This window comes from Krasilnikovia sp. MM14-A1259 (genome assembly GCF_047159535.1).
GTDB lineage: Bacteria > Actinomycetota > Actinomycetes > Mycobacteriales > Micromonosporaceae > Actinoplanes.
Genome location: NZ_BAAGAJ010000002.1, coordinates 2,395,574 through 2,415,880, shown reverse-complemented (window position 1 = coordinate 2,415,880; position 20,307 = coordinate 2,395,574). Strand labels below are relative to the sequence as shown.

The window sequence follows — 20,307 nt, the reverse complement described above, 5'->3', positions numbered from 1 at the left end:
GGGCGCGGACCGCGCCCCCCTTTCTTGTGCGTTGGTCAGCTCTGCGCGACCGTCAGCGTCTTGATCACCGTCTCCAACTTCGGGTGACCGCCACCGGCCTGCGCCTTGAACGCGCCGTCGTCACCGGCCGCGACGATCTTCTTGACGATGTCCAGACCGGACGTGAGGCCGCCCACCAGGGTGTAGTTCGGCGGCAGCTTGGTGTCCTCCGCGCACAGGAAGAACTGGCTGCCCGTGCTGTTGGGCTGCCCGGTGTTGGCCATCGCGATCGAACCCGCGGGGTACGGGTTGTTCTGGTCCGTGGGCAGGTTCTCCTCGGCCATCGTGTAGCTCGGGCCGCCGGTGCCGTCGGTCTCCCGGTACCCCTTGCCCTTGGCGAACGGGTCACCACACTGCAGCACCTTGAAGCTCGGCTCGTTGACGACCCGGTGGCACTTGGTGTCGTTGAAGAAGCTCTTGCTGCCGAGGTGCATGAAGCTGGCCCCGGTGCACGGCACCTTGCTCAGGTCGAGCTTCGCGGTCATGGTGCCCAGGTTGGTGGCGATCGTCATGACGCTGGTGCCGGTGTTGGGCACGTTCGGCGGGGGAGTGCCGACGTCCTTGACCTTGCCCCCGCCCGGCTGCACCGGCGTCCACGTGCAGGCGACCGTGCCGGCCGGGGCGGCCGTGGACGTCGACTTCTTGTGGTCGTCGCGCATGGCGGTCACGATCCACACGGCGGCACCGGCGATGATGACGACCGCGGCGGCCGAGCCGATGATGGCCTGCCTCTGGCGCCGCTTCTTGGCGGCCGTCGCGCGCTCGGCCATCTCCTTCTCGAGCCGGGCCCGCGCCGCCGCGCGTTGCCGGTCCTTGATCGACGACACGGTCTTCCTCCTGTATGCCTCGGGTGCTTGAGGGTGGTCAGGACTGGCTGCTGGTCGCTGGCGCCGGGGTGGCGCCGCCGGTCGCGGCGGAGACGGTGAGGCTCTGCACGACGATCTTGTCCTTCGGCTTGACCTTGGAGCCGGAGCCATTGTCCACGGTGGGGATGGCCCCGATCGCCGCCACGGTGTCCATGCCGTCGGTGACCCTGCCCACGATCGAGTACTTCGGGTCGGCCGGGCTGAAGTCCTTGAAGAAGATCAGGAACTGGCTGCCGTTGGTGCCCGGCGGGTTGCCGATCAGCGCGACCGTGCCCTTCGGGTACACCGGGGCGATCTTCGGCGGGACCTTCGCGGACGGGCTCGGCGCCGGGGTGGGCGGCGCGGAGGGCAGGTTCTCGTCGTAGAAGCTGTACGTCGGCCCGCCCTGGCCCGTACCGGTCGGGTCGCCGCAGTGCACCGCGCCCTCGGTGGTGAGCTCGTGGCACTCGGTGTTGTCGAAGAACTTCTTGCCCGACAGGTAGCTGAAGCTCGCCGCGCTGCACGGAACGGAAGTCAGGTCCATGCTGACGACGATCGGCTTGCCGTGGTTGGTGGTGATCGTCATGGTCTGGGTGCCGGAGGTCGGAATGCCCTTGGTCGGCGGCGTGCCGACCTCCTTGAGGCTGGTGTTGCTCGCCACGCTCTGTGGGACCCACGCGCACACGTCGGAGTCGGAGGCATTGTTGGTCTGCGTGTCGTCCTTGTCGAAGGCACCCGACAGCCAGGCGACACCGCCGACGATGAGCAGCAGCCCGAGCCCGGCGCCCACGCCGGCCTGGATGCGACGGCGGCGCTGCGTCTTCTCGGCCCGGCGCGCCATCTGCCGGTCGAGCTTGGCCCGCGCCAGTTTCCGCTGCCGGTCCTTGCTGGATGCCACCGAGTGTTCCTTCCTCATCCCGTCGCGGCGCGCGCCAGCCCCGGACCCCGGCCGGTTGCGGCGAGTGCGCGACGCCACACGCCCGCAAGAGTGTACGGGTAACTCCTGAGAATGTGGTGTGCGAGGTTCCGTCACGGTGTGTACGGTGTCGCGACCCGTCCCGCCGGGACGCGGTGCAGCGCAGGCCCGCCCGTGCCGCACGGTAGGCTCGCGGGGCGACACCGACCGTGCGAGAGGGGTGCCCTGTGCTCGTCACCGGCTTCGAGGCCGAGGCGTTCGGCACCAACTGCTACGTGCTGGCCGCCGGTCCGGGGGAGCAGTGCCTGATCGTCGACCCGGGCATCGGCGTGCTGGACCGGCTCGACGAGGTCGTTGCGCAGCACCGGCTGCACCCGGCCGCGGTCCTGCTGACCCACGGCCACCTGGATCACACGTTCTCCGTGGCCCCGGTATGCGGTGCCCGCGGCATCACCGCGTACCTGCACCCGGCTGACCGGGAGATGCTGGCCGATCCCGCCAAGGGGATCAGCATCGACCTGGCCGCCCTGTTCGGTGGCCGGCTGCCGTACTCGGAGCCCGAGGATGTGGCGGAGCTGACCGACGGCAGCACGATGACCATCGCGGGCATCGAGATCACGGTCGACCACGCGCCCGGCCATACCGGCGGGTCGGTGCTGTTCCGGGTGCCGGGCGCCGGCACGTCGTGGGACGCAGACCAGGTCTGCCTCTCCGGTGACGTGCTGTTCGCCGGCTCCATCGGACGCACCGACCTGCCGGGCGGCGACACCGCGACGATGATGGCCAGCCTGCGGGACAAGATCCTGCCGCTGGCCGACGACACCGTCGTGCTGCCCGGCCACGGACCGGCAACGACCATCGGCCGCGAGCGCGCCTCGAACCCGTACCTGCGGGAACTGACCGGCGCACCCCGCCGCGGCCTCTGACCCCGCAGACGGAGAGACAGTGCCCATTTCCGGCTTCCCCGAGTGGCTGCCGCCCCAGCGCATGATCGAGCAGTACGTGCTGGACAAGATCCGTGCCACGTTCGAGCTGTACGGCTTCGCCCCGCTGGAGACCCGCGCGGTCGAGCCGCTGGACCAGCTGCTGCGCAAGGGCGAGACCTCCAAGGAGGTGTACGTCCTGCGCCGCCTGCAGGCGGACCCGGCCGCGCCCGGCGGCGATGACGCGCTCGGCCTGCACTTCGACCTGACCGTGCCGTTCGCGCGCTTCGTGCTGGAGAACGCGGGCAAGCTGCAGTTCCCGTTCCGCCGCTACCAGATCCAGAAGGCGTGGCGCGGCGAGCGCCCGCAGGAGGGCCGGTACCGGGAGTTCCTGCAGGCCGACATCGACGTGGTGGACCGCGACACGCTGCCGTTCCACTACGACACCGAGATGCCGCTGGTGATCGGCGACGTGTTCGCCGCGCTGCCCATCCCGCCCGCCCGGATCCTGGTGAACAACCGCAAGGTCTGCGAGGGCTTCTACCGCGGCCTCGGCCTGGCCGACACCGAGCAGGTGCTGCGTACGGTCGACAAGCTCGACAAGATCGGCCCGGAGAAGGTGGCGGCACTGCTGGTCGAGACCGCCGGGGCGACCGACGCGCAGGCCGCCGCGTGCCTGAAGCTGGCGGAGATCAGTGCCCAGGACGCGTCGTTCGTCGACGCGGTGCGCGCGCTCGGCGTCGACGACCCGCTGCTCGACGAGGGCCTGGCCGAGCTGGTCCGGGTGGTGGAGACCGCCGCGGAGCACGCCCCGGGCCTGGTCGTGGCGGATCTGAAGATCGCCCGCGGCCTCGACTACTACACCGGCACGGTGTACGAGACCCAGCTGCAGGGCTACGAGCAGTTCGGGTCGATCTGTTCCGGCGGCCGGTACGACAACCTCGCCACGTCCGGGACGGAACGCTTCCCGGGAGTGGGGATCTCCATCGGCGTGTCCCGGATGCTCGGCCTGCTGTTCGGCCGTGACGCGCTGGCGGTGTCCCGGCCCGTGCCCACCTGCGTGGTGGTGGCGCTGCCCAACGAGGAGATGCGGCCGGCCTGCGACCGGATCGCGACCGCGTTGCGCCGCCGCGGCATCGCCACGGAGGTCGCGCCGACGGCGGCGAAGTTCGGCAAGCAGATCCGTTTCGCGGAGCGCCGCGGGGTGCCGTACGTGTGGTTCCCGGGGGTGGACGGGGCCGCCGACTCGATCAAGGACATCCGCTCGGGCGCCCAGGCCGACGCGGACGCGGCGACCTGGGAGCCACCCGCCGCCGACCGGCGCGTGCTGGTCACCGGCGGGTAATCCCGCGCGTCAATTGCCATGGCCCGGGGCGCGGGCCGTAGGTCCCGCCGGCCCGGGGCGCCGTCCTCTGTGACCGTCGCCCGAGGCGCGGCACCGTGGACGGTATGAGCACGCAGGGCATTTCCCCGCAGTCCGGCAAGCCCGAATGTGTGTCGCCCGAGGGCATCTCCTGCGGGTCCGGCCCGGCCGCGGCGTCCGGGGGCGGTCTGTCCGATGCGGCGCTGGCGGCGGCCGTCGAGGCGGCCACCGCGGCGCCGTCGCTGCACAACAGCCAGCCGTGGCGGTTCCGCGTACGTGACGGCGGTGTCGACGTCTTCGCCGACCGCACCCGGCAGCTCCACGTGCTCGACCCCGCCGGGCGCGAGCTGCTGATCAGTTGCGGCGCGGCCCTGTTCAACCTTCGCCTGGCGATACGGGCGCAGGGGGTGGTACCGCGGACCCTGCTGCCCGCCGGTGACGACGCGCTCGTCGCCCGGGTGGAGCCGGGCCGCGCGGCGGTGACCGGCCCGGAGATCGCCGCGCTCGCCGCGGCCGTGCCGAACCGGCACACCAACCGATGGCCGTTCGCCACGACGGTCGTACCGTCCGGCGTGATCGAGCAGCTCGTCCGGGCGGCGACGTACGAGGGGGCACGGCTGACGGTCGCCGGAGTTCCGGCCCGCGCCGCGATCCTGGGTCTGACCTGGTCGGCGGAGCGGCGACTGCGCCGGGAACGCGGCTACCGGGCCGAGCTGGGCCGGTGGACGCGGCCGGGGCCGCGGCGTGCCGACGGGATACCACCGTCGGCGATCGGCCCGTGGGACCTCATGGAGACCATGCCGATCCGCGAGTTCGGCCTTGTCCACCCGCCGTTGCTGCGGCACGCGGAGCGCTTCGAGCCGTACCCGACGATCCTTGTCCTCGCCACCCGCGGCGACGGGTGCCGGGACTGGGTCGCCGCGGGGCAGGCCCTGCAACGGGTGTTGCTGACCGCGACCGTGCACGGCCTGGCGACGACGCCGATCAGCCAGCCGGTGGAGCTGCCCGCGATCCGTGAGGTGCTGACGGACACCGCCGGCGGCACGTGGGCCCAGATGGTGATCCGGATCGGGTACGGGCTGCCCGCCCCGGCCACGCCGCGACGCCCGCTGACCCAGGTTCTGACCGGCGTCTGATCAGGCGGGCGGTGTCGTCTCGAAGATCAGGCAGCTGGACGTGGCGTGGGCGACCAGGCGGCCCTCGGCGTCGGTCAGCCGCGCTTCCGCGTACGCGGTGCGGCGGCCGCGTTGGATGAGCGTCCCCTCGCAGCGCAGCCGTCCGGAGGCGACCGTGACCGGCCGCAGGAACTTCACGTGGAGGTCCTGGGTCGTGTAGCCGAGCCCGGCGGGCAGGGTGCTGTGCACCGCGCAGGCGGCGGCGCTGTCGAGCAGGGTGGACAGCACGCCGCCGTGGACCGTGCCCAGCGGGTTGTAGTGGAACTCCTGGGGCTGCAGGTAGAACGTGACCCGCCCCGGCTCGGCCTCGATCCCGGACATGTCCAGCAGATCCATCACCGGGGGCGGCGGCAACTCGCCCGCGGCCATGCGCTGCAGCAGCTCCAGGCCGGGGGTGCGGCCCAGCAGGTGGGCGTGCCGGGCCGGGTCGGTCCAGGTGAACGTGCGGGCGCGGGCGTCCGCATCGAGATCCGCGGCGACGGGCACCGTCTGGGTCTGAGTCATGGACGCAGCCTGGCATCGCTTGCTGGATCTGTCAATCAGACCTAGCCTGGCGGTCATGACACCCGACACCGTGCCCGCCGCGGCCCTCGCCTACTCTGCCGACGTCTGCACGATCGGGCGGGCCATGGCGATCCTCGGCGAGAAATCGACCGTCGTGGTGCTGCGCGAGGTCTTCATCGGCAACCGGCGGTTCGACGACATGCGCCTGCGCACCGGGATCCCGCGCCAGGTCCTGGCCAGCCGGCTGGCCATGCTGGTCGACAACGGGCTGTTGCACCGCGAGCCGTACCAGGAGCCCGGGGCCCGGGTGCGTCACGAGTACCGGCTCACGGACAAGGGCTTCGATCTGTACCCGGTGCTGGTGGCGGTCCGCGAATGGGGCGACCGGTACCTCGCCGAGCCGGAAGGTCCGCCGCTGGAGATGGTGCATCTTGATTGCGGGGCCGCGGTCCACGGCGAGCTGCGGTGCGCCGACGGCCACCGGGTCACCGCGTACCGCGAGATCGTGCCGCGTCCCGGGCCCGGAGCCCGCCGGCGCTGACCTCGCCGCCCGCCAGTTGGGACGGGTGCGTGGCCCAACCGCCAGATTAGGCGGATGTTTCGGAATTGTTCCGATTAATCTCAGGGGTGGGTTCCCTTCTGGTCCCGGCTCGGCTGAGGAGGTTTCGGCATGGCACCCTCTGCTGCCCGCCGCCACCCCGCTGGCAGGCCCCCGCTGTCCCACCATGTGGAACGGGGGAGCGCTGTATGAAGGTCCTCGGCATCCGGCACGTGCGGGGACCCAACGTGTACCTTCCCCGGCCCGCGATCGTGGCGCGCCTGCGCCTGGACGGGCTGGCCGGTCAGGAGACCACCGACGTCGCCGGCTTCCCGGAACGGCTGCTGCGGGCCCTGCCCGGCCTGGCCGACCACCACTGCAGCGCCGGTGTGCCCGGCGGATTCGTCAGCCGGATGCGCGTCGGCACGTACTTCGGGCACGTCACCGAGCACGTCTGCGTCGAACTGTCGCGGCGCATCGGCCGTGACATCAGCTTCGGCCGTACGGTCCCCACCGGCGAACCCGGCCACTATGACCTGATCATCGAGTGCCCGGTCGACGAGTCGCCCGACTCCTCGATGGCGGCCGACCTGCTGGACGCCGCCGTGGAGGTGGTCACCTCGGTCGCCGCGGCCCTGCCCGGCCTGGACCTCGGGCAGCGACTCGCACAACTGACCGAGCTCGCCGAGCGTCAAGTGCCCGGACCGGACATCCGGTCCATCGTGGCCGCGGCCCGGCGGCGCGGCATCCCGGTGGAACGTTTCGGCGACCTCGGCCTGCTGCGGCTCGGCTGGGGCAACCGGCGCCGGCTCGCCTGGGCTGCCATGACCGACCGCACCAGCGGCGTGGGCATCGACATCGCCGGGGACCGGCAGGTCACCCGGCGGTTGCTCGCCGAGGCCGGAGTCCCGGTCGTGCCGGGCGGCGCAGCGAGCACCGCGGAACAGGCGGTGCGCCTGTTCAACCAGCTCGGGGCGCCGGTCGTGGTCAAGCCGCGGCGTGCGGGCCAGGGCGACGGGGTCGTTCTCCACCTCGGCACGCCGGACGAGGTCGAACGGGCGTTCGCGGCCGCGGGCGGCGACGTCGTGGTCGAACGCCGGCCGCCCGGCCGGGACTATCGCGTCCTGGTCGTGGCGAACGAGGTGATGGCCGCCGCGGAGCGCATCGACGGCGCCCCGGCCGGTACGAGCCGGGACGTCACCGCCCGGATGCACGCCGATGTCGTCCGGCTCTGCCGCCGCGTGGCCGCGCTGGTCGGGCTGGACATCGTCGGTGTCGACCTGCGGCTGGCCGACATCGGCGCTCCGGTGCCGCCCGCGGGCCAGGCCGGGGAGGCGACCGGCGGGGTGGTGGAGGTCAACGCCGTACCGGGGCTGGGGATGCACCTGGGGCCCGCGCAGGGCCGGCCGCGCGACATCGGCGACGCCATCGTGTCGGCCATGTTCCCCGGCGGCTCCGACGGGCGCATCCCGACCATGGCGGTGGCCGGCACGAACGGCAAGACCAGCGTGGCCCGGCTGGCCGCCCATCTGGTCGAGGGCACGGGTCAGCGGGTGGGGCTCGCGACCACGGACGGGGTCAGCGTCGACGGCCGCCTGATCCAGCGCGCCGACGCCACCGGGCCGCGTTCGGCGCAGATGGTGCTGGGCGACCCGGAGGTGCAGGTCGCAGTGCTGGAGACGGCGCGCGGCGGCACCGTACGGGGTGGGCTCGGCTACGACTGGACCGACGTCGGCATCATCACCAACATCACGGTCGATCATCTCGGGCAGGACGGCGTCGACTCCCTCGAGGACCTGATGGACATCAAGGCGCTGATCGCCGAGCGGGTCCGCGACGGCGGAACGCTGGTGCTCAACGTGGACGACAGTTGCGTCCGCAGCCTGGTGAGCCGGCCACGGGTACGCGCGGACCGCAAGCGCATCGTCTGGTTCGGCACGGATCCGCGCAACCCGGAACTGGTGGCGCACCTGGCCCGGGGCGGCACCGCGTACGTGCTGGAGGACGGGTGGCTGACGCAGGCCACCGGGGCGCGGCGCACGCCGCTGGTGCGCGGCGCCGAGGTGCCGGGCGGCTTCGGCGGAGCGGCCGGGTACGCGCTGGCCAACGCGCTCGCGGCTCTCGCCGGCGCCCGGGCGCTCGGTACCCCGCACCGGACCGCGCTGGCCCGGCTGGCGGAGTTCGATCCGGCCCGGCACAACCCGGGCCGGGGCACGCTGCTGCGGATGGGCGAGGTGTTCCTGCTGGTGGACGGTGCGCACAATCCGGCGGCGCTGGCCGGGGTGCTGCGGACCCTGCATCGGGTGTGGGGCGCGGAGCGCTGCCTCGCGGCGGTCACGTTGCCCTCCGACCGGCGCGACGACCTGCTCGCCGCGTGCGCCCAGGTGCTGGCGGACGGGCTCACCCGCGCGGTGCTCTACGACTGCGATCCCCGCGGTCGCCCGCCGGGGGAGGTGCCGGCGCTGGTCGAGCGGGAGATGCGCGCGCGGCGCCCGAACCTGACCGCGGTACGGGCGGACGGCTGTGCCGCGGCGGTCGACGCCGCCCTGCGGCTTGCGGCCCCCGGCGACGTGGTGTTGCTGTTGCATGAGGACGCCGGCACGGTGCTCGGGTTGTTGCACGAACGGGGTGCGCGGCCGGCGGAGGCGGGGCTGGTGAGCGCCACCCGTTGATCGGCTTTCTCCACGCACGACCGACTTCGCCTGGTATGTCCGTACGAATGTCGATGGCGGCGAATAAGGAATGATCGTTCGCCCCGATCGGCCAATCAGGCGGGGTTGTCCTGGTCAATGCCACGGGCCCGTGGCCCGAGTACCGAAAGCGCCCGAGAATGAGTACCGAAAGAATGGCAACTCACTGTAATCGCCGGGCGGTTCCATCGCGGATTCCGGACCGGATCGTTGTTTGTATCGCGACGAGAATTCCGCTGCGTAGTGCGGTCGCCACGGGAAGTTCGAGGGGCTGGTCGGAGGCCCACACTAATGGGTGACCATCGCAAGAGTACGCGAATCCGGCATACCGTCTAGATCAGACATGCGTTGTGCAGATAAATGCCTCTGACCTGGGATTTCTCTGATCCACCATGGAGTGGCTCCGGGCTTTGGCAGGCGAGAACGGAGAGTGACGGCGCGCGGGCTGTCACTGTCATTGATCGGTCGAAGTAGTGCCCGATCGTCGGCTAACATCCACGCCGTCGATGGGGAATGCTTCGGTCCAACGGCGGGCCGATCACCGCCCCGACGTCGAGCCAGCATGGCGGTGCGAGTTCGACGTTTCTTCCGATCGCGCATGTGGGGGCACATGAGCACGACGGACCTGCCCGGGTCGAGTCTGCTTGCCGGTCGATACCGACTGGTCGAGCGGCTCGGGGCCGGCGGGATGTCAGTGGTGTGGCGAGGGTTCGACGAAGTGCTCGGCCGCCAGGTCGCGGTGAAGGTCCTGCCGCCGTCGACCAGCGCCGATCCGTCATTCCGGCGTCGGCTGCGCGCGGAGGCCCAGGCGGCTGCCCGGCTCAGCCATCCGCACATCACCAATGTGTACGACTACGGCGAGGCGACCACGGTCGACGGCGAGCCCGTCCCGTACGTCGTCATGGAACTGGTCGACGGCGAATCCCTCGCCGCCGCGCTGGCCCGGGTCCGGCGGCTGCCGTGGCCCGCCGCCGTGCGCATCTGTGCCGAGGTGTCCGCGGCCCTGGCCGCCGCGCACGCCCGTGGCATCGTGCACCGCGACGTCACCCCGGCCAACGTCATGCTGACCTCGTCCGGCGTCAAGGTCGTGGACTTCGGCATCTCCGCCCTGATCGGCGAGAACGACATCGACCCCGACGGCAGCCTGCTCGGCACGCCGGCCTACCTCGCACCGGAGCGGCTGGAGGGCGGCCAGGTCAGCCCGGCCACCGACGTGTACGCGGTCGGCCTGCTGATCTACCGCACGCTGATCGGCCAGCTCCCGTGGGACGTCGGCACCACCACCGCGCTGCTGCGCGCCCATCAGTACACCGAGCCCGAGCCACTGCCTCCCGTCGAGGGTCTGCCGGCCGCGGTCGAGGCGCTCGTCGGCCGCTGCCTGGAGAAGCGCCCCGACGACCGGCCCTCCAGCGCCGAACTGGCCCACGTACTGGCGGGCATCTCGGCGGGCGCCCCGCCCGCGCGCGGCTTCGTCCCCGACTGGGCCGACAGCAGTGAGGACACGACGATCCTGCCGTCGCGGTGGCAGACCGACGGCGTCCTCGGCCGGGTGCGCCCGGGGCATGCCCGGGTCGCCGACGCCGCCCCGGCGCAGGCCGGGCGCGGAGTCGCGGCGGTGCCCCCGGGATTGGCCGGCCTCGGCGGGATGGCCGATGTGGACATTCCCGGCTCGCCGCCGTCCGGTGTCGCGGACTGGCGCGCCGACCCCGCGGCCGCCGCGGTCGCGGACCCGTTCGCCGACAGCATCGGGTTCCCGGCGCCGACCGGCCCCGCCGAGCTCGATCCGGCCGGCCCGGCGGGCGGCCACGGCGGCCCGGCCCGGCCCACACCGGTCCAGGGACGCAACAGCCGATTCGCCCCCGCGGCCCGCTCCGGCCTCGCCGCGGCGGCCGGCTCCGGCGGTGAAGCACTCGACACCGCGACCCGCCATGGCCCCGGGGCCGCGACCGATCCTTGGGACGAGCACCGCGCCGCCGCAAACCCGTGGGCCGGCCAGGGCCCCGACGCGCCGACGCGAGCCGGGAAGGGCGCGAGCCGCAACGCCGCGCCCGGTGGCGTACCGGCCACGATCCGGCCCCCTGCCGGGCCGGACGGCCTCGGGTCGCACAGCGGTCAGCCGTTCGTGCCGATGCCGCGGCCCGGCGAGGCCCCGCCCGTCCCGGCCGGCCGCGGCGTGCCGACCCAGGCCCGGCGTGCGCTGATCCTGACCGGCGTGCTGGCCGCGTTCGGCGCCGGTGCGTGGGCGATGGCGGGTACGGGCGCCGACCGCAACGACGCGGCGCACGTGGCTCCGCAGCCGTCCGTGCTGGCCGCCAACGGCAAGTGCGTGGTGAGCTACACCGTCTGGTCGGACGACGGGAAGAAGTTCAAGGCCGCGGTCACGGTCGCCAACCGCGACACCGTGCCGGTCAACGACTGGAACCTGTGGTTCGTCATGCCCGGCGACCAGACCATGTCCGGCAACGGCAAGCTCAAGCTCGACCAGCAGGACCGCGGCGTCACGGTCACCTCGGAAGCCCCGCTCAGCCCGCTGCGGACGACCACGATGCAGATCACCGGCCGCTACGACCAGAGCAACGCCGCGCCGATGGTGTTCCAGCTCGACGGCAAGACCTGCGAGACGTTCGTGTCGGGCAAGCCCGGCGAGCCGTCCCGCCCGGTCGAGCACCTGGCCGGCGGCGGTGTCCGGCTCGGGCCGGTGCCGACGACCAGCAACCCGGTGCCGGGGATCTCCATCGCGCCCAACGGGGTCGCGGTGCCCGTGCCGGTGACGTCGAACCCCGCGGGGGCCACCACGGCGCCGCAGAACGTCACGCCGCCGGCCGGCGCGCCCGGTTCGACACCGCCCAGTACCCAGTCCTCGTCGTCGCCGACACCGCCGCCGCCGAAGCCGCCGGACGAGCACCCCACCACCAACCCGACCACGGAGTCGACCTCGGCACCCCCGACGACCAACGCCCCGCCGCCCAGCCCTTCGCTTCCCCCGCCCGACCCGGCGGACCAGGACCCGGCCGACAGCTGACCCGCCCGACATCGGGCCCGGCGCCGGCCGGCCCCGGATGACGGCGGTCGGCCGGATTCCGGGTGTCCAGCCGGTGGCGACGATCTGACCGACCGGAAAATCGCGGTCGGTCGGCCGATCGCCGCGATACGGTTGCGAGTGACACCAGACACTTTCCGGGCTGGACCGCGTGGTGGGTGACGACGAGACCGCCGCGGGCCCCGGATGTCGCATCGGGACGACCCGACGTACCGCCGCCTCGCCCTCCGATGCGGGCGGGGCTCCGCCCTGTCTCGCCGAGCCACCCCGGCACGGCGAGTTCCGTGCGTGGATCGGGTCACGGCGAAGATCCGCCGGCCGGTCCGAGTGCGGTGAAACGTACGGATCCGAGCGCGCGACCTGCGTCGTGCACCCGGGGCCGTACCCGCGGAAAATGCATCGGCGTGCCTGCCGGGCACCGTGGCACATGCGAGGAAGATGAGGCTGATCGGTCCTAGCGCATGTGTCCGGCCGGATTCGCACGTCGTCGCACATCGGGGAGTTCGACATGATCAGCACCGTTCGGGAGCTGGCCGCGGAAGCGTTGTTCGTTTCCAACCTGCAGCCGTCCGAGGACCCCAGCCGGCAGTCGATGGAGGAGGCCGTGACCGCGATGATCTTGCGGCACGGCAGCGAGGGATGCGCCGCGGGCGTCGCCACGGAGTTCGGGGACCACCCCGAGATGGCCGTCCGCCGCATGTTGTGGGTCTGCGGTCAGCTCGACCGGCTGATGGCCCAGGAGCGTCACCCCCACTACGCAAACTGAGGATTTTCAGCAAAAAGCACCAGAAAAGCAACCGAGTTCGGCTGCCCCTGCACCTGGGGGCGGCAAGGGTTCTCCTCGGAGGCCGGCGTCGACCGGTCCCTCGTACGCGCGAGGAGGAGCACCGTGACTGCCGCGACCACACTCCCCGCCGCCCCCGGCACGACTCACGATGCGCCGTCCGCGCGAGATCTCGAGGACCTGATCCGCGAGCACATGCCGATGGTGGGCTACCTGGTCCGGGAGTTGCAGACCCGGGTGCCGGGCCACGTGAACGCCGACGACCTGTCATCCGCCGGATTCGCCGCGCTGCTCGACGCCGCCCGCTCGTTCGACGTCACCCGGGGCATCCCGTTCCACCGCTTCGCGGCGGTACGCATCCGCGGCGCGCTCCTCGACGAACTGCGCGGCCAGGACTGGGCCAGCCGGCTCGTACGGGCCCGTGCCCGCCGCAGCACCGCGGCACGCCAGGAGCTCACCGCCGCCCTCGGGCGTACCCCCACCGACACCGAGGTGGCCGACTTCCTCGGCATCCGGGTCTCCGAGCTGGCCGCGGTCGAGGACGACGTACAGAAGGCCGCACTGCTCAGCCTCCAGGGTTTCCCCGCGGGCGCCGCCGAGGAGATGATCGCGGAGACCGCCGAAGGCCCGGAGGACCTGCTGCTGAAGCGGGAACGCCTGGGGTACCTGCACCAGGCGATCCAGGCGTTGCCCGATCGGCTGCGGATGGTGGTCACGCAGTCGTTCCTGCAGGAACGGCCGCTCAGCGAGGTCGCGGCCGAACTCGGGGTCACCGAGTCGCGGATCTCCCAGCTGCGCACCGAGGCGCTGCGGATGCTGCGGGAGGGCCTGAACAGCTCGCTGGCCCCCGAACTGCTCACGGTCGCCGCGGGCGGACCGCGTACCCGCAAGGGGTGCGTGCAGCGGCGCAGCAGCGAGTACTTCGCGCGCGTCGCCCGGGAGGGCAATCTGCACACCCGGCTGGCCCTGACGGACAGCCACGGCGTGCCGGTCGCGGTCGCGGCCTAGAATCTCGGCTGTCAGAACAGGAAATACCGCTGCGCCATGGGCAGCTCGGTGACCGTTGCGGGTTCCACGGCCTCGCCGTCGACGCGTACCGCGAACGTGCCCGGCTCCACCTCGATGCGCGGCTGCGCATCGTTGAGCGGCAGGTCCGCCTTGCCCACCGCGCGGGTGTCCGCCACCGGCACGAGCGTCCGCCTGACCGCGATGCGGTCGCCCAGCAGCGCGTCGATCGCCGCGGGTGCGACGAACGCGAGCGACGTCTGCGCCGGGACGACGCCGTACGCACCGAACATCGGGCGGGGCAGCACCGGCTGCGCGGCGGGGACGGCGGCGTTCGCGTCGCCCGCCTGCGCGTACGCGATCATGCCGCCCTTGAGCACCATCGCCGGGCGGACGCCGAAGAACGCCGGGTCCCACAGCACCAGGTCGGCCAGCTTCCCCGGCTCGACGGAACCGATCAGCTCGGCCAGCCCGTGCGCCAGCGCGGGGCAGATCGTGTACTTGGCGACGTACCGCCGGGCGCGCAGGTTGTCCGCGGCGTCGTCGCCGGGCAGGGCGCCGCGGCGGGCCTTCATCACGTGCGCGGTCTGCCACGTACGCACAATCACCTCGCCGGCCCGGCCGGTCGCCTGGGCATCCGACCCGATCATCGAGATCGCGCCGAGGTCGTGCAGCAGGCCCTCGGCGCCCATCGTGGACGCCCGGACCGGGTTCGTCGACGACGGCAGCACGGTGGGCTGCCCCGCGACCGTGACGAGGTCCGCCCCGTCGGTGAGGTACGCGTGGACCGAGCGGCCCGCGACCGCCCGCCACGTCTCCTCGACGAAACCCGCCTCGTTGCGCGAGTCGGTGTGCAGGGTGACCTGCACCCCGGACTCGTCCGCCACCCGCAGGCACGCGTCGACGGCGGCCGGGGTGCTGCCCCAGTCCTCGTGCAGCGTGAAGCCGCCCGCGCCGCCGCGCATCTGCTCCCACATCGACGCCTCGGACACGGTGTTGCCCTTGCCCAGCAGCAGAACGTTGAGCGGCCACGCGTCGACGGCCTCCAGCATGCGGGCCAGATGCCACGAGTTCGGCGTGACCGTGGCCGCCATGGTGCCCTCGGCCGGGCCGGTGCCACCGCCGATGATCGTGGTGATGCCGCTGGCCAGCGCGGTGTCGAGGAGAGTCGGGCTGATCAGGTGCACGTGGCCGTCGATCGCGCCCGCGGTGAGGATCCGGCCGTTGCCGGCGATCACCTCGGTGCCCGGGCCGATGACCAGCGCCGGATCCACCCCGTCCATCGTGTCCGGGTTACCGGCCTTGCCGAGCGCCGCGATGCGCCCGTCGCGGATGCCGACGTCCGCCTTCACCACCCCCCAGTGGTCCAGCACGACCACGCCGGTGATCACCGTGTCGGGGGTGCCCTCGCCGCGGGTCGCCCGGGACTGGCCCATCGACTCGCGGATCACCTTGCCGCCGCCGAACACCACCTCGTCGCCCGGGTGCGGGCCCGCGCTCAGATCCTGGTCGATCTCGATGAGCAGGTTCGTGTCGGCCAGGCGGATCCGGTCGCCCGCGGTGGGGCCGTACAGGGCGGCGTAGCGGCCACGGTCGAGCACGGTCACCGGCTGCTCCCGTTGCTCAACGGGCCTTCACCCTCGTCCTCGTCCAGCGAGCCCGCCGGTTCGATGTCGTCCACCTCGACCGGTGGCGGTGGCGGTTCGACGTCGAGGCAGCCGGCGGCCAGACCACGCAGGCCCGGCACCACCCGCCGCCCGCCCAGCGGGACGAGCTGCACCTCCCGGGGCAGCCCCGGCTCGAACCGCACCGACGTCCCGGCCGGTACGGCGAGCCGGTGCCCCCAGGCCGCCTGCCGGTCGAACTCCAGCACCGCGTTGCACTCCGCGAAGTGGAAATGCGAGCCGACCTGCACCGGCCGGTCACCGGTGTTGCGGACCGCCACGGTCCGCACCGGCCGATCGGGGTTGATCGTGATGTCGCCGTCGCCGGGCAGGATCTCGCCCGGGATCACGAGATCGGCCCAAGCACCGTGACCAGCTGCGTCCCGTCCGGGAACGTCGCCTCGACCTGCACCTCGGGCAGCATCTCGGGCACCCCGGCCAGCACGTCGTCGCGGCTGAGCAGCCGGCGGCCCGCGGCGGTCAGCTCGTCGACCGTACGGCCGTCGCGGGCACCCTCCAGCAGGAACGCGGTGATGATCGCGGTGGCCTCCGGATGGTTCAGGCGCAGTCCCCGTTCCCGCCGGCGCCGGGCCACGTCCGCCGCGACGTGGATGAGCAGACGTTCCTGCTCGTGCTGGCTGAGGAACAAGCCCGACCTCCCTGATCGCCGGTGCTCCGGCGCTCGCGCCGATCATCCGATCAAAGCACGCCGGGGGCCGTGACGCTGGACGACACTCAGCCGGGGGACCGCAGGCCCGGGCCGGTGTGCGGCGTGCGGCCTCCACACCGGCCGGTCCCGGCGATAGCGTGCACAGCGTGCGGGCCGCTGTCCCCGCGCTCGGAGGTGACCGTGACACTGGACCTGCCGGACGAGCGGATCGACTGGCGCAGCAAAGGTTTCTGGCTGCCGGACACGTCGGTGTCCGCGGCCGGGTTCGCGGCCGCGCGGCCCGGGCTGTTCGACGGCGGGTTCACCTGGCCCGTGCTGGTGCTGCGCCGCTCGGCCGCCGAGGCGAACATCGCGACGATGGCCGCGTACTGCGCCCGGCACGGCCTCGATCTCGCGCCGCACGCCAAGACGTCGATGGCTCCCGGGCTGCTCGCCGCCCAGCTCGACGCCGGAGCGTGGGGCATGACCGTGGCCACCGCCAACCAGGCGCTGGTGCTGCGCCGCCTCGGCGTGCCGCGGGTGCTGCTGGCCAACCAGGTGCTCGACCCGACCGCGCTGCGCTGGCTGGCGGCCGAGAGTGCCCGCGGATGGGAGGTGTACCTCCAGGTCGACTCCGAGGCGGGGGTGGCCGCGGCCGCCACGGCACTCGACGCGACCGCATCAGCCGGGGGACGCCTGCGGGTTCTGGTCGAGCGGGGGTACTCCGGCGGGCGCACGGGCTGCCGTACGGTCGAGCGGCTGCTCGTCGTGGCCCGGTCCGTGAGCGGGGTCGCGGGCCTGGAGCTGGCCGGGGTCACCGGCTACGAGGGCGGCCTGGGCGAGCAGGCCGCGGTGGACGCGTTCCTCGGCGACCTCGCGGCCGGGGCGGCGGCTCTGGCCGGGGCCGGGCTGCTGGGACCGAGGGTGCTGGTGTCGGCGGGCGGCAGCGCCTGGTTCGACCGGGTGGCAGCGGTGCTCGCGGGCGACCGGCTGCCCGGCCACGAGCGGCAGACGGTGCTGCGCAGCGGCACCTCGGTGACGCACGACGACGGCCTGTACCGCGACTGCACGCCGTTCCTGCGGGTGCCCGCCGAGGGCCCGCTGGTCGCCGCGCTGGAGCTGTACGCCCAGGTCCTGTCCGTCCCCGAGCCGGGTCTGGCGCTGGCCGGGATGGGCAAGCGGGACGCCCCGTGCGACGCGGGGCTGCCCGTGCCGCTGTCCGTGCGCCGCGCCGACGGCGGTGCCGTCGCCGCGGACGGGCTCACCGTGACCCGGCTCAACGACCACCACACCTACCTGGAGGTGGCCCCGGGGGCGAGGCTCGCGCCGGGTGACATCGTCCGGTTCGGGATCTCGCACCCGTGCACGGCGTTCGACAAGTGGCGGCACATCCCGGTGGTCGACGACGCGTTGCGGGTCGTGGACGTGCTGCACACGTACTTCTGATCGACGAGTTTCGGCCCGCGTCGCGGCCGGGCCCGGCGCGACTGACAGAATGTCGGGTGCGCCCTGTGACACCGTGTGAGGAGACGTTTCCGTGATCCGTACCCATGACGCCGGCAGCCTGCGTGCGAGCGACGCCGGCACGACGGTGACGCTCGCCGGGTGGGTCGCCCGCCGGCGCGACCACGGTGGGGTCATCTTCGTCGACCTGCGCGACACCTCCGGCATCGTCCAGGTGGTCTTCCGGGAGGAGGACGCGCACGCGCTGCGCAACGAGTTCTGCGTCAAGGTCACCGGCGCGGTGTCCGCCCGCCCGGCCGGCAACGAGAACCCGGAGCTGGCCACCGGCGCGATCGAGGTGGTGGCCAGCGAGCTGACCGTGCTGTCCGAGGCCGCCGCGCTGCCGCTGCCGGTCGACGACGCGGTCACCGCGTCCGACGACCTGCGCCTGAAGTACCGCTACCTGGACCTGCGCCGCAGCGGTCCGGCGAACGCCATGAAGCTGCGCAGCCGCGCCAACCAGATCGCCCGCGAGGTGCTGCACGCCCGCGACTTCGTGGAGATCGAGACGCCGACGCTGACCCGATCCACTCCCGAGGGCGCCCGCGACTTCCTGGTCCCGGTCCGCCTGCAGCCGGGCACGTGGTACGCGCTGCCTCAGTCCCCGCAGCTGTTCAAGCAGCTGCTGATGGTCTCCGGACTGGAGCGCTACTACCAGATCGCCCGCTGCTACCGCGACGAGGACTTCCGCGCCGACCGGCAGCCCGAGTTTACCCAGCTCGACATCGAGATGTCGTTCGTCACCCAGGACGACGTCATCGAGCTCGGCGAGCAGATCGTGTCGAAGCTGTGGGGCGAGCTGGCCGGTGTCGAGGTGCCCACCCCGATCCGCCGGATCACCTGGCACGACGCGATGAACCGGTACGGCTCGGACAAGCCCGACCTGCGCTACGGCCTGGAGCTGACCGAGCTCACGGACTACCTGCGCGGCACGGAGTTCCGGGTCTTCGCGGGCGCCATCGACGCGGGCGGCTACGTGGGCGCGGTCGTGATGCCGGGCGGCGCGTCGCAGACCCGCAAGGAGCTGGACGGCTGGCAGGACTGGGCCAAGGCGCGCGGGGCGCGCGGGCTCGCGTACGTGGTGCTCGACGAGTCGACCGGCGAGCCGCGCGGGCCGGTCGCCAAGAACCTGTCCGCCGCACACCTGGCCGGGCTCGGCGACGCGGTCGGCGCCAAGCCGGGCGACGCGATCTTCTTCGCGGCGGCGAACCACCGCCGGGAGGCCCAGGAACTGCTCGGCGCGGCCCGCATCGAGATCGCCAAGCGGGCCAACCTGATCGACGAGTCTGCGTGGGCGTTCTGCTGGGTGGTCGACGCGCCCATGTTCGAGCGTACGGACGAGGGCGGCTGGACGGCGGTGCACCACCCGTTCACGTCGCCCAACGCGGAGTGGATGGACAACTTCGAGGACGGTCCCGACCGGGCGCTGGCGTACGCGTACGACATCGTGTGCAACGGCAACGAGATCGGTGGCGGCAGTGTGCGTATCCACCGGGCCAGCGTGCAGAGCCGGGTGTTCGACCTGCTCGGCATCTCGCCCGAGGAAGCGCAGGACAAGTTCGGGTTCCTGCTGGAGGCGTTCAAGTACGGGCCGCCGCCGCACGCCGGCATCGCGATCGGCTGGGACCGTACCTGCATGCTGCTGGCCGGCGCCGACTCGATCCGCGAGGTCATCGCGTTCCCGAAGACGCGGGGCGGGTACGACCCGCTGACCGGGGCGCCCACGCCGATCACCGCCCAGCAGCGGCTGGAGGCCGGCATCGACGCGAAGCCCAAGCCGACCGCCGGTCTGCCCGGCACCGACGGCCAGGCCGTACCGGTGGAGCACTCGAACTGAGGTCGCGCTGCATCCGCCGCGCGCAACTGTGAGACTGGCCGGGTGCAGCCGGACTCCGACGACGACCTGATCGAGCGGCTGGCCCGCATCGAGCGGCTCGTCACGCACGACGTCGAGGACGCGGTGCGGCCCGCCTGGCGGCGCGCCACGGCGGGCGAGCACCGGTGGCCGTTCGCGCTGGCCATCCTGGCGATGATCGGGCTGCAGGTGATGCTGCCGGACCGGCTGACGCTCGGCTCACGATGGCTGCTGCCCGTGGTCGAGATCGTGCTGATGGCGGTGCTGGTCGCCGCGAACCCCGGCCGGATCGAGCGGCCGGCGCCGTGGCTGCGCCGCCTCGGGCTGGTGCTGATCGGCGTGGTCAGCCTCAGCAACGCGGGCTCCGTGGCGTTGCTCGTGCGCGACATCGTCACCGGCCACGGGCCGTCCAGCGCCGCCCAGCTGCTCGCCACGGGCGGGGCGATCTGGCTGCTGAACGTGTTGACGTTCGCAGTCTGGTACTGGGACTTCGACCGGGGCGGCCCGCGAGCCCGGGCCGCCGGCCTGCACGATTACCCGGACTTCCTGTTCCCGCAGCTCGCCGACGAGCGGCTGGGGAAGGACTGGGAACCCCAATTCCTGGACTACGTGTACCTGGCATTCACCAACGCGACCGCGTTCAGCCCGACGGACACGATGCCGTTGTCGCGATGGGCGAAGTCCGCGATGTTGCTGCAGTCGGCGATCTCCGTGGTGATCGCGACCCTGGTCGTGGCCAAGGCGGTCAACGCGCTGGCGTGACCCGGTCGATTGGCCCCCTCAAGCTGCGCGTTCGGTGTATTTCCGGCAGTGA

General features: G+C 72.6%; 17 protein-coding genes. 11 read left to right on the top strand and 6 right to left on the bottom strand.

What is annotated here, in order from left to right; genetic code table 11:
• Positions 1 to 35: 35 nt before the first annotated feature.
• A complete protein-coding gene (locus ACMCNK_RS10525; protein ID WP_412740812.1) occupies positions 36 to 809 on the bottom strand; it encodes a peptidylprolyl isomerase in 774 nt (257 codons plus the stop codon).
• A gap of 94 nt (positions 810 to 903) precedes the next feature.
• Positions 904 to 1,782 (bottom strand): peptidylprolyl isomerase, encoded by an 879-nt coding sequence (locus ACMCNK_RS10520; RefSeq protein WP_412736203.1) that lies wholly within the window; start codon positions 1,780 to 1,782, stop codon positions 904 to 906.
• A gap of 245 nt (positions 1,783 to 2,027) precedes the next feature.
• Between ACMCNK_RS10520 and ACMCNK_RS10515 the strand changes: the two genes are divergently transcribed.
• The 3 genes from ACMCNK_RS10515 to ACMCNK_RS10505 all read left to right on the top strand — a co-directional run bounded on the left by ACMCNK_RS10515 (position 2,028) and on the right by ACMCNK_RS10505 (position 5,222).
• Positions 2,028 to 2,726 (top strand): MBL fold metallo-hydrolase, encoded by a 699-nt coding sequence (locus tag ACMCNK_RS10515; protein ID WP_412736202.1) that lies wholly within the window; start codon positions 2,028 to 2,030, stop codon positions 2,724 to 2,726.
• 19 nt (positions 2,727 to 2,745) lie between these two features.
• The gene (gene hisS / locus ACMCNK_RS10510) at positions 2,746 to 4,068 is read left to right on the top strand and encodes a histidine--tRNA ligase (protein ID WP_412736201.1); all 1,323 of its coding nucleotides are present in this window, start codon (positions 2,746 to 2,748) and stop codon (positions 4,066 to 4,068) included.
• A gap of 104 nt (positions 4,069 to 4,172) precedes the next feature.
• Entirely contained in the window at positions 4,173 to 5,222 is a 1,050-nt protein-coding gene (locus tag ACMCNK_RS10505) for an Acg family FMN-binding oxidoreductase (RefSeq protein WP_412736200.1), read from the top strand.
• Here the strand turns inward: ACMCNK_RS10505 and ACMCNK_RS10500 are convergent, their stop codons facing one another.
• Entirely contained in the window at positions 5,223 to 5,765 is a 543-nt protein-coding gene (locus tag ACMCNK_RS10500) for a PaaI family thioesterase (RefSeq protein WP_412736199.1), read from the bottom strand.
• 55 nt (positions 5,766 to 5,820) lie between these two features.
• Between ACMCNK_RS10500 and ACMCNK_RS10495 the strand changes: the two genes are divergently transcribed.
• The 5 genes from ACMCNK_RS10495 to ACMCNK_RS10475 all read left to right on the top strand — a co-directional run bounded on the left by ACMCNK_RS10495 (position 5,821) and on the right by ACMCNK_RS10475 (position 13,825).
• A complete protein-coding gene (locus ACMCNK_RS10495; protein WP_412736198.1) occupies positions 5,821 to 6,306 on the top strand; it encodes a winged helix-turn-helix transcriptional regulator in 486 nt (161 codons plus the stop codon).
• A gap of 206 nt (positions 6,307 to 6,512) precedes the next feature.
• Entirely contained in the window at positions 6,513 to 8,975 is a 2,463-nt protein-coding gene (locus tag ACMCNK_RS10490; protein ID WP_412736197.1) for a cyanophycin synthetase family protein, read from the top strand.
• A 628-nt stretch (positions 8,976 to 9,603) separates the two neighbouring features.
• Positions 9,604 to 12,015, top strand: a complete 2,412-nt coding sequence (locus ACMCNK_RS10485; protein WP_412736196.1) for a protein kinase domain-containing protein — start codon at positions 9,604 to 9,606, stop codon at positions 12,013 to 12,015.
• Between the two features lie 526 nt (positions 12,016 to 12,541).
• The gene (locus ACMCNK_RS10480) at positions 12,542 to 12,799 is read left to right on the top strand and encodes a hypothetical protein (protein ID WP_412736195.1); all 258 of its coding nucleotides are present in this window, start codon (positions 12,542 to 12,544) and stop codon (positions 12,797 to 12,799) included.
• Positions 12,800 to 12,922: 123 nt separating this feature from the next.
• On the top strand, positions 12,923 to 13,825 hold the full coding sequence (locus ACMCNK_RS10475; protein WP_412736194.1) for a sigma-70 family RNA polymerase sigma factor: 903 nt from the start codon (positions 12,923 to 12,925) through the stop codon (positions 13,823 to 13,825).
• A gap of 11 nt (positions 13,826 to 13,836) precedes the next feature.
• Here ACMCNK_RS10475 and ACMCNK_RS10470 read toward each other — a convergent pair whose 3' ends face one another.
• The 3 genes from ACMCNK_RS10470 to ACMCNK_RS10460 are packed head-to-tail and all read right to left on the bottom strand — an operon-like array spanning position 13,837 to position 16,135.
• Positions 13,837 to 15,429 carry an urease subunit alpha gene (locus tag ACMCNK_RS10470; protein ID WP_412736193.1) on the bottom strand — a complete coding sequence of 531 codons (1,593 nt, stop codon included), beginning with the start codon at positions 15,427 to 15,429 and terminating at the stop codon, positions 13,837 to 13,839.
• Positions 15,426 to 15,836, bottom strand: coding sequence for an urease subunit beta (locus ACMCNK_RS10465; RefSeq protein ID WP_412736192.1), 411 nt, complete (start codon positions 15,834 to 15,836; stop codon positions 15,426 to 15,428). The genes ACMCNK_RS10470 and ACMCNK_RS10465 overlap by 4 nt, the downstream gene beginning before the upstream one ends.
• Positions 15,833 to 16,135 carry an urease subunit gamma gene (locus ACMCNK_RS10460; protein ID WP_412736191.1) on the bottom strand — a complete coding sequence of 101 codons (303 nt, stop codon included), beginning with the start codon at positions 16,133 to 16,135 and terminating at the stop codon, positions 15,833 to 15,835. Before ACMCNK_RS10460 ends, ACMCNK_RS10465 begins: the two co-directional genes overlap by 4 nt.
• Positions 16,136 to 16,336: 201 nt before the next feature.
• On the opposite strand from ACMCNK_RS10460, the gene ACMCNK_RS10455 reads away from it, so the two are divergent.
• The 3 genes from ACMCNK_RS10455 (at position 16,337) to ACMCNK_RS10445 (ending at position 20,255) form a co-directional block, all read left to right on the top strand.
• On the top strand, positions 16,337 to 17,581 hold the full coding sequence (locus tag ACMCNK_RS10455; RefSeq protein ID WP_412736190.1) for an alanine racemase: 1,245 nt from the start codon (positions 16,337 to 16,339) through the stop codon (positions 17,579 to 17,581).
• 91 nt (positions 17,582 to 17,672) lie between these two features.
• Positions 17,673 to 19,475 (top strand): aspartate--tRNA ligase, encoded by a 1,803-nt coding sequence (aspS, locus tag ACMCNK_RS10450; RefSeq protein WP_412736189.1) that lies wholly within the window; start codon positions 17,673 to 17,675, stop codon positions 19,473 to 19,475.
• 42 nt (positions 19,476 to 19,517) lie between these two features.
• Positions 19,518 to 20,255: a hypothetical protein gene (locus tag ACMCNK_RS10445; RefSeq protein WP_412736188.1), complete on the top strand. Its 738-nt coding sequence runs from the start codon at positions 19,518 to 19,520 to the stop codon at positions 20,253 to 20,255.
• Positions 20,256 to 20,307 lie beyond the last annotated feature (52 nt).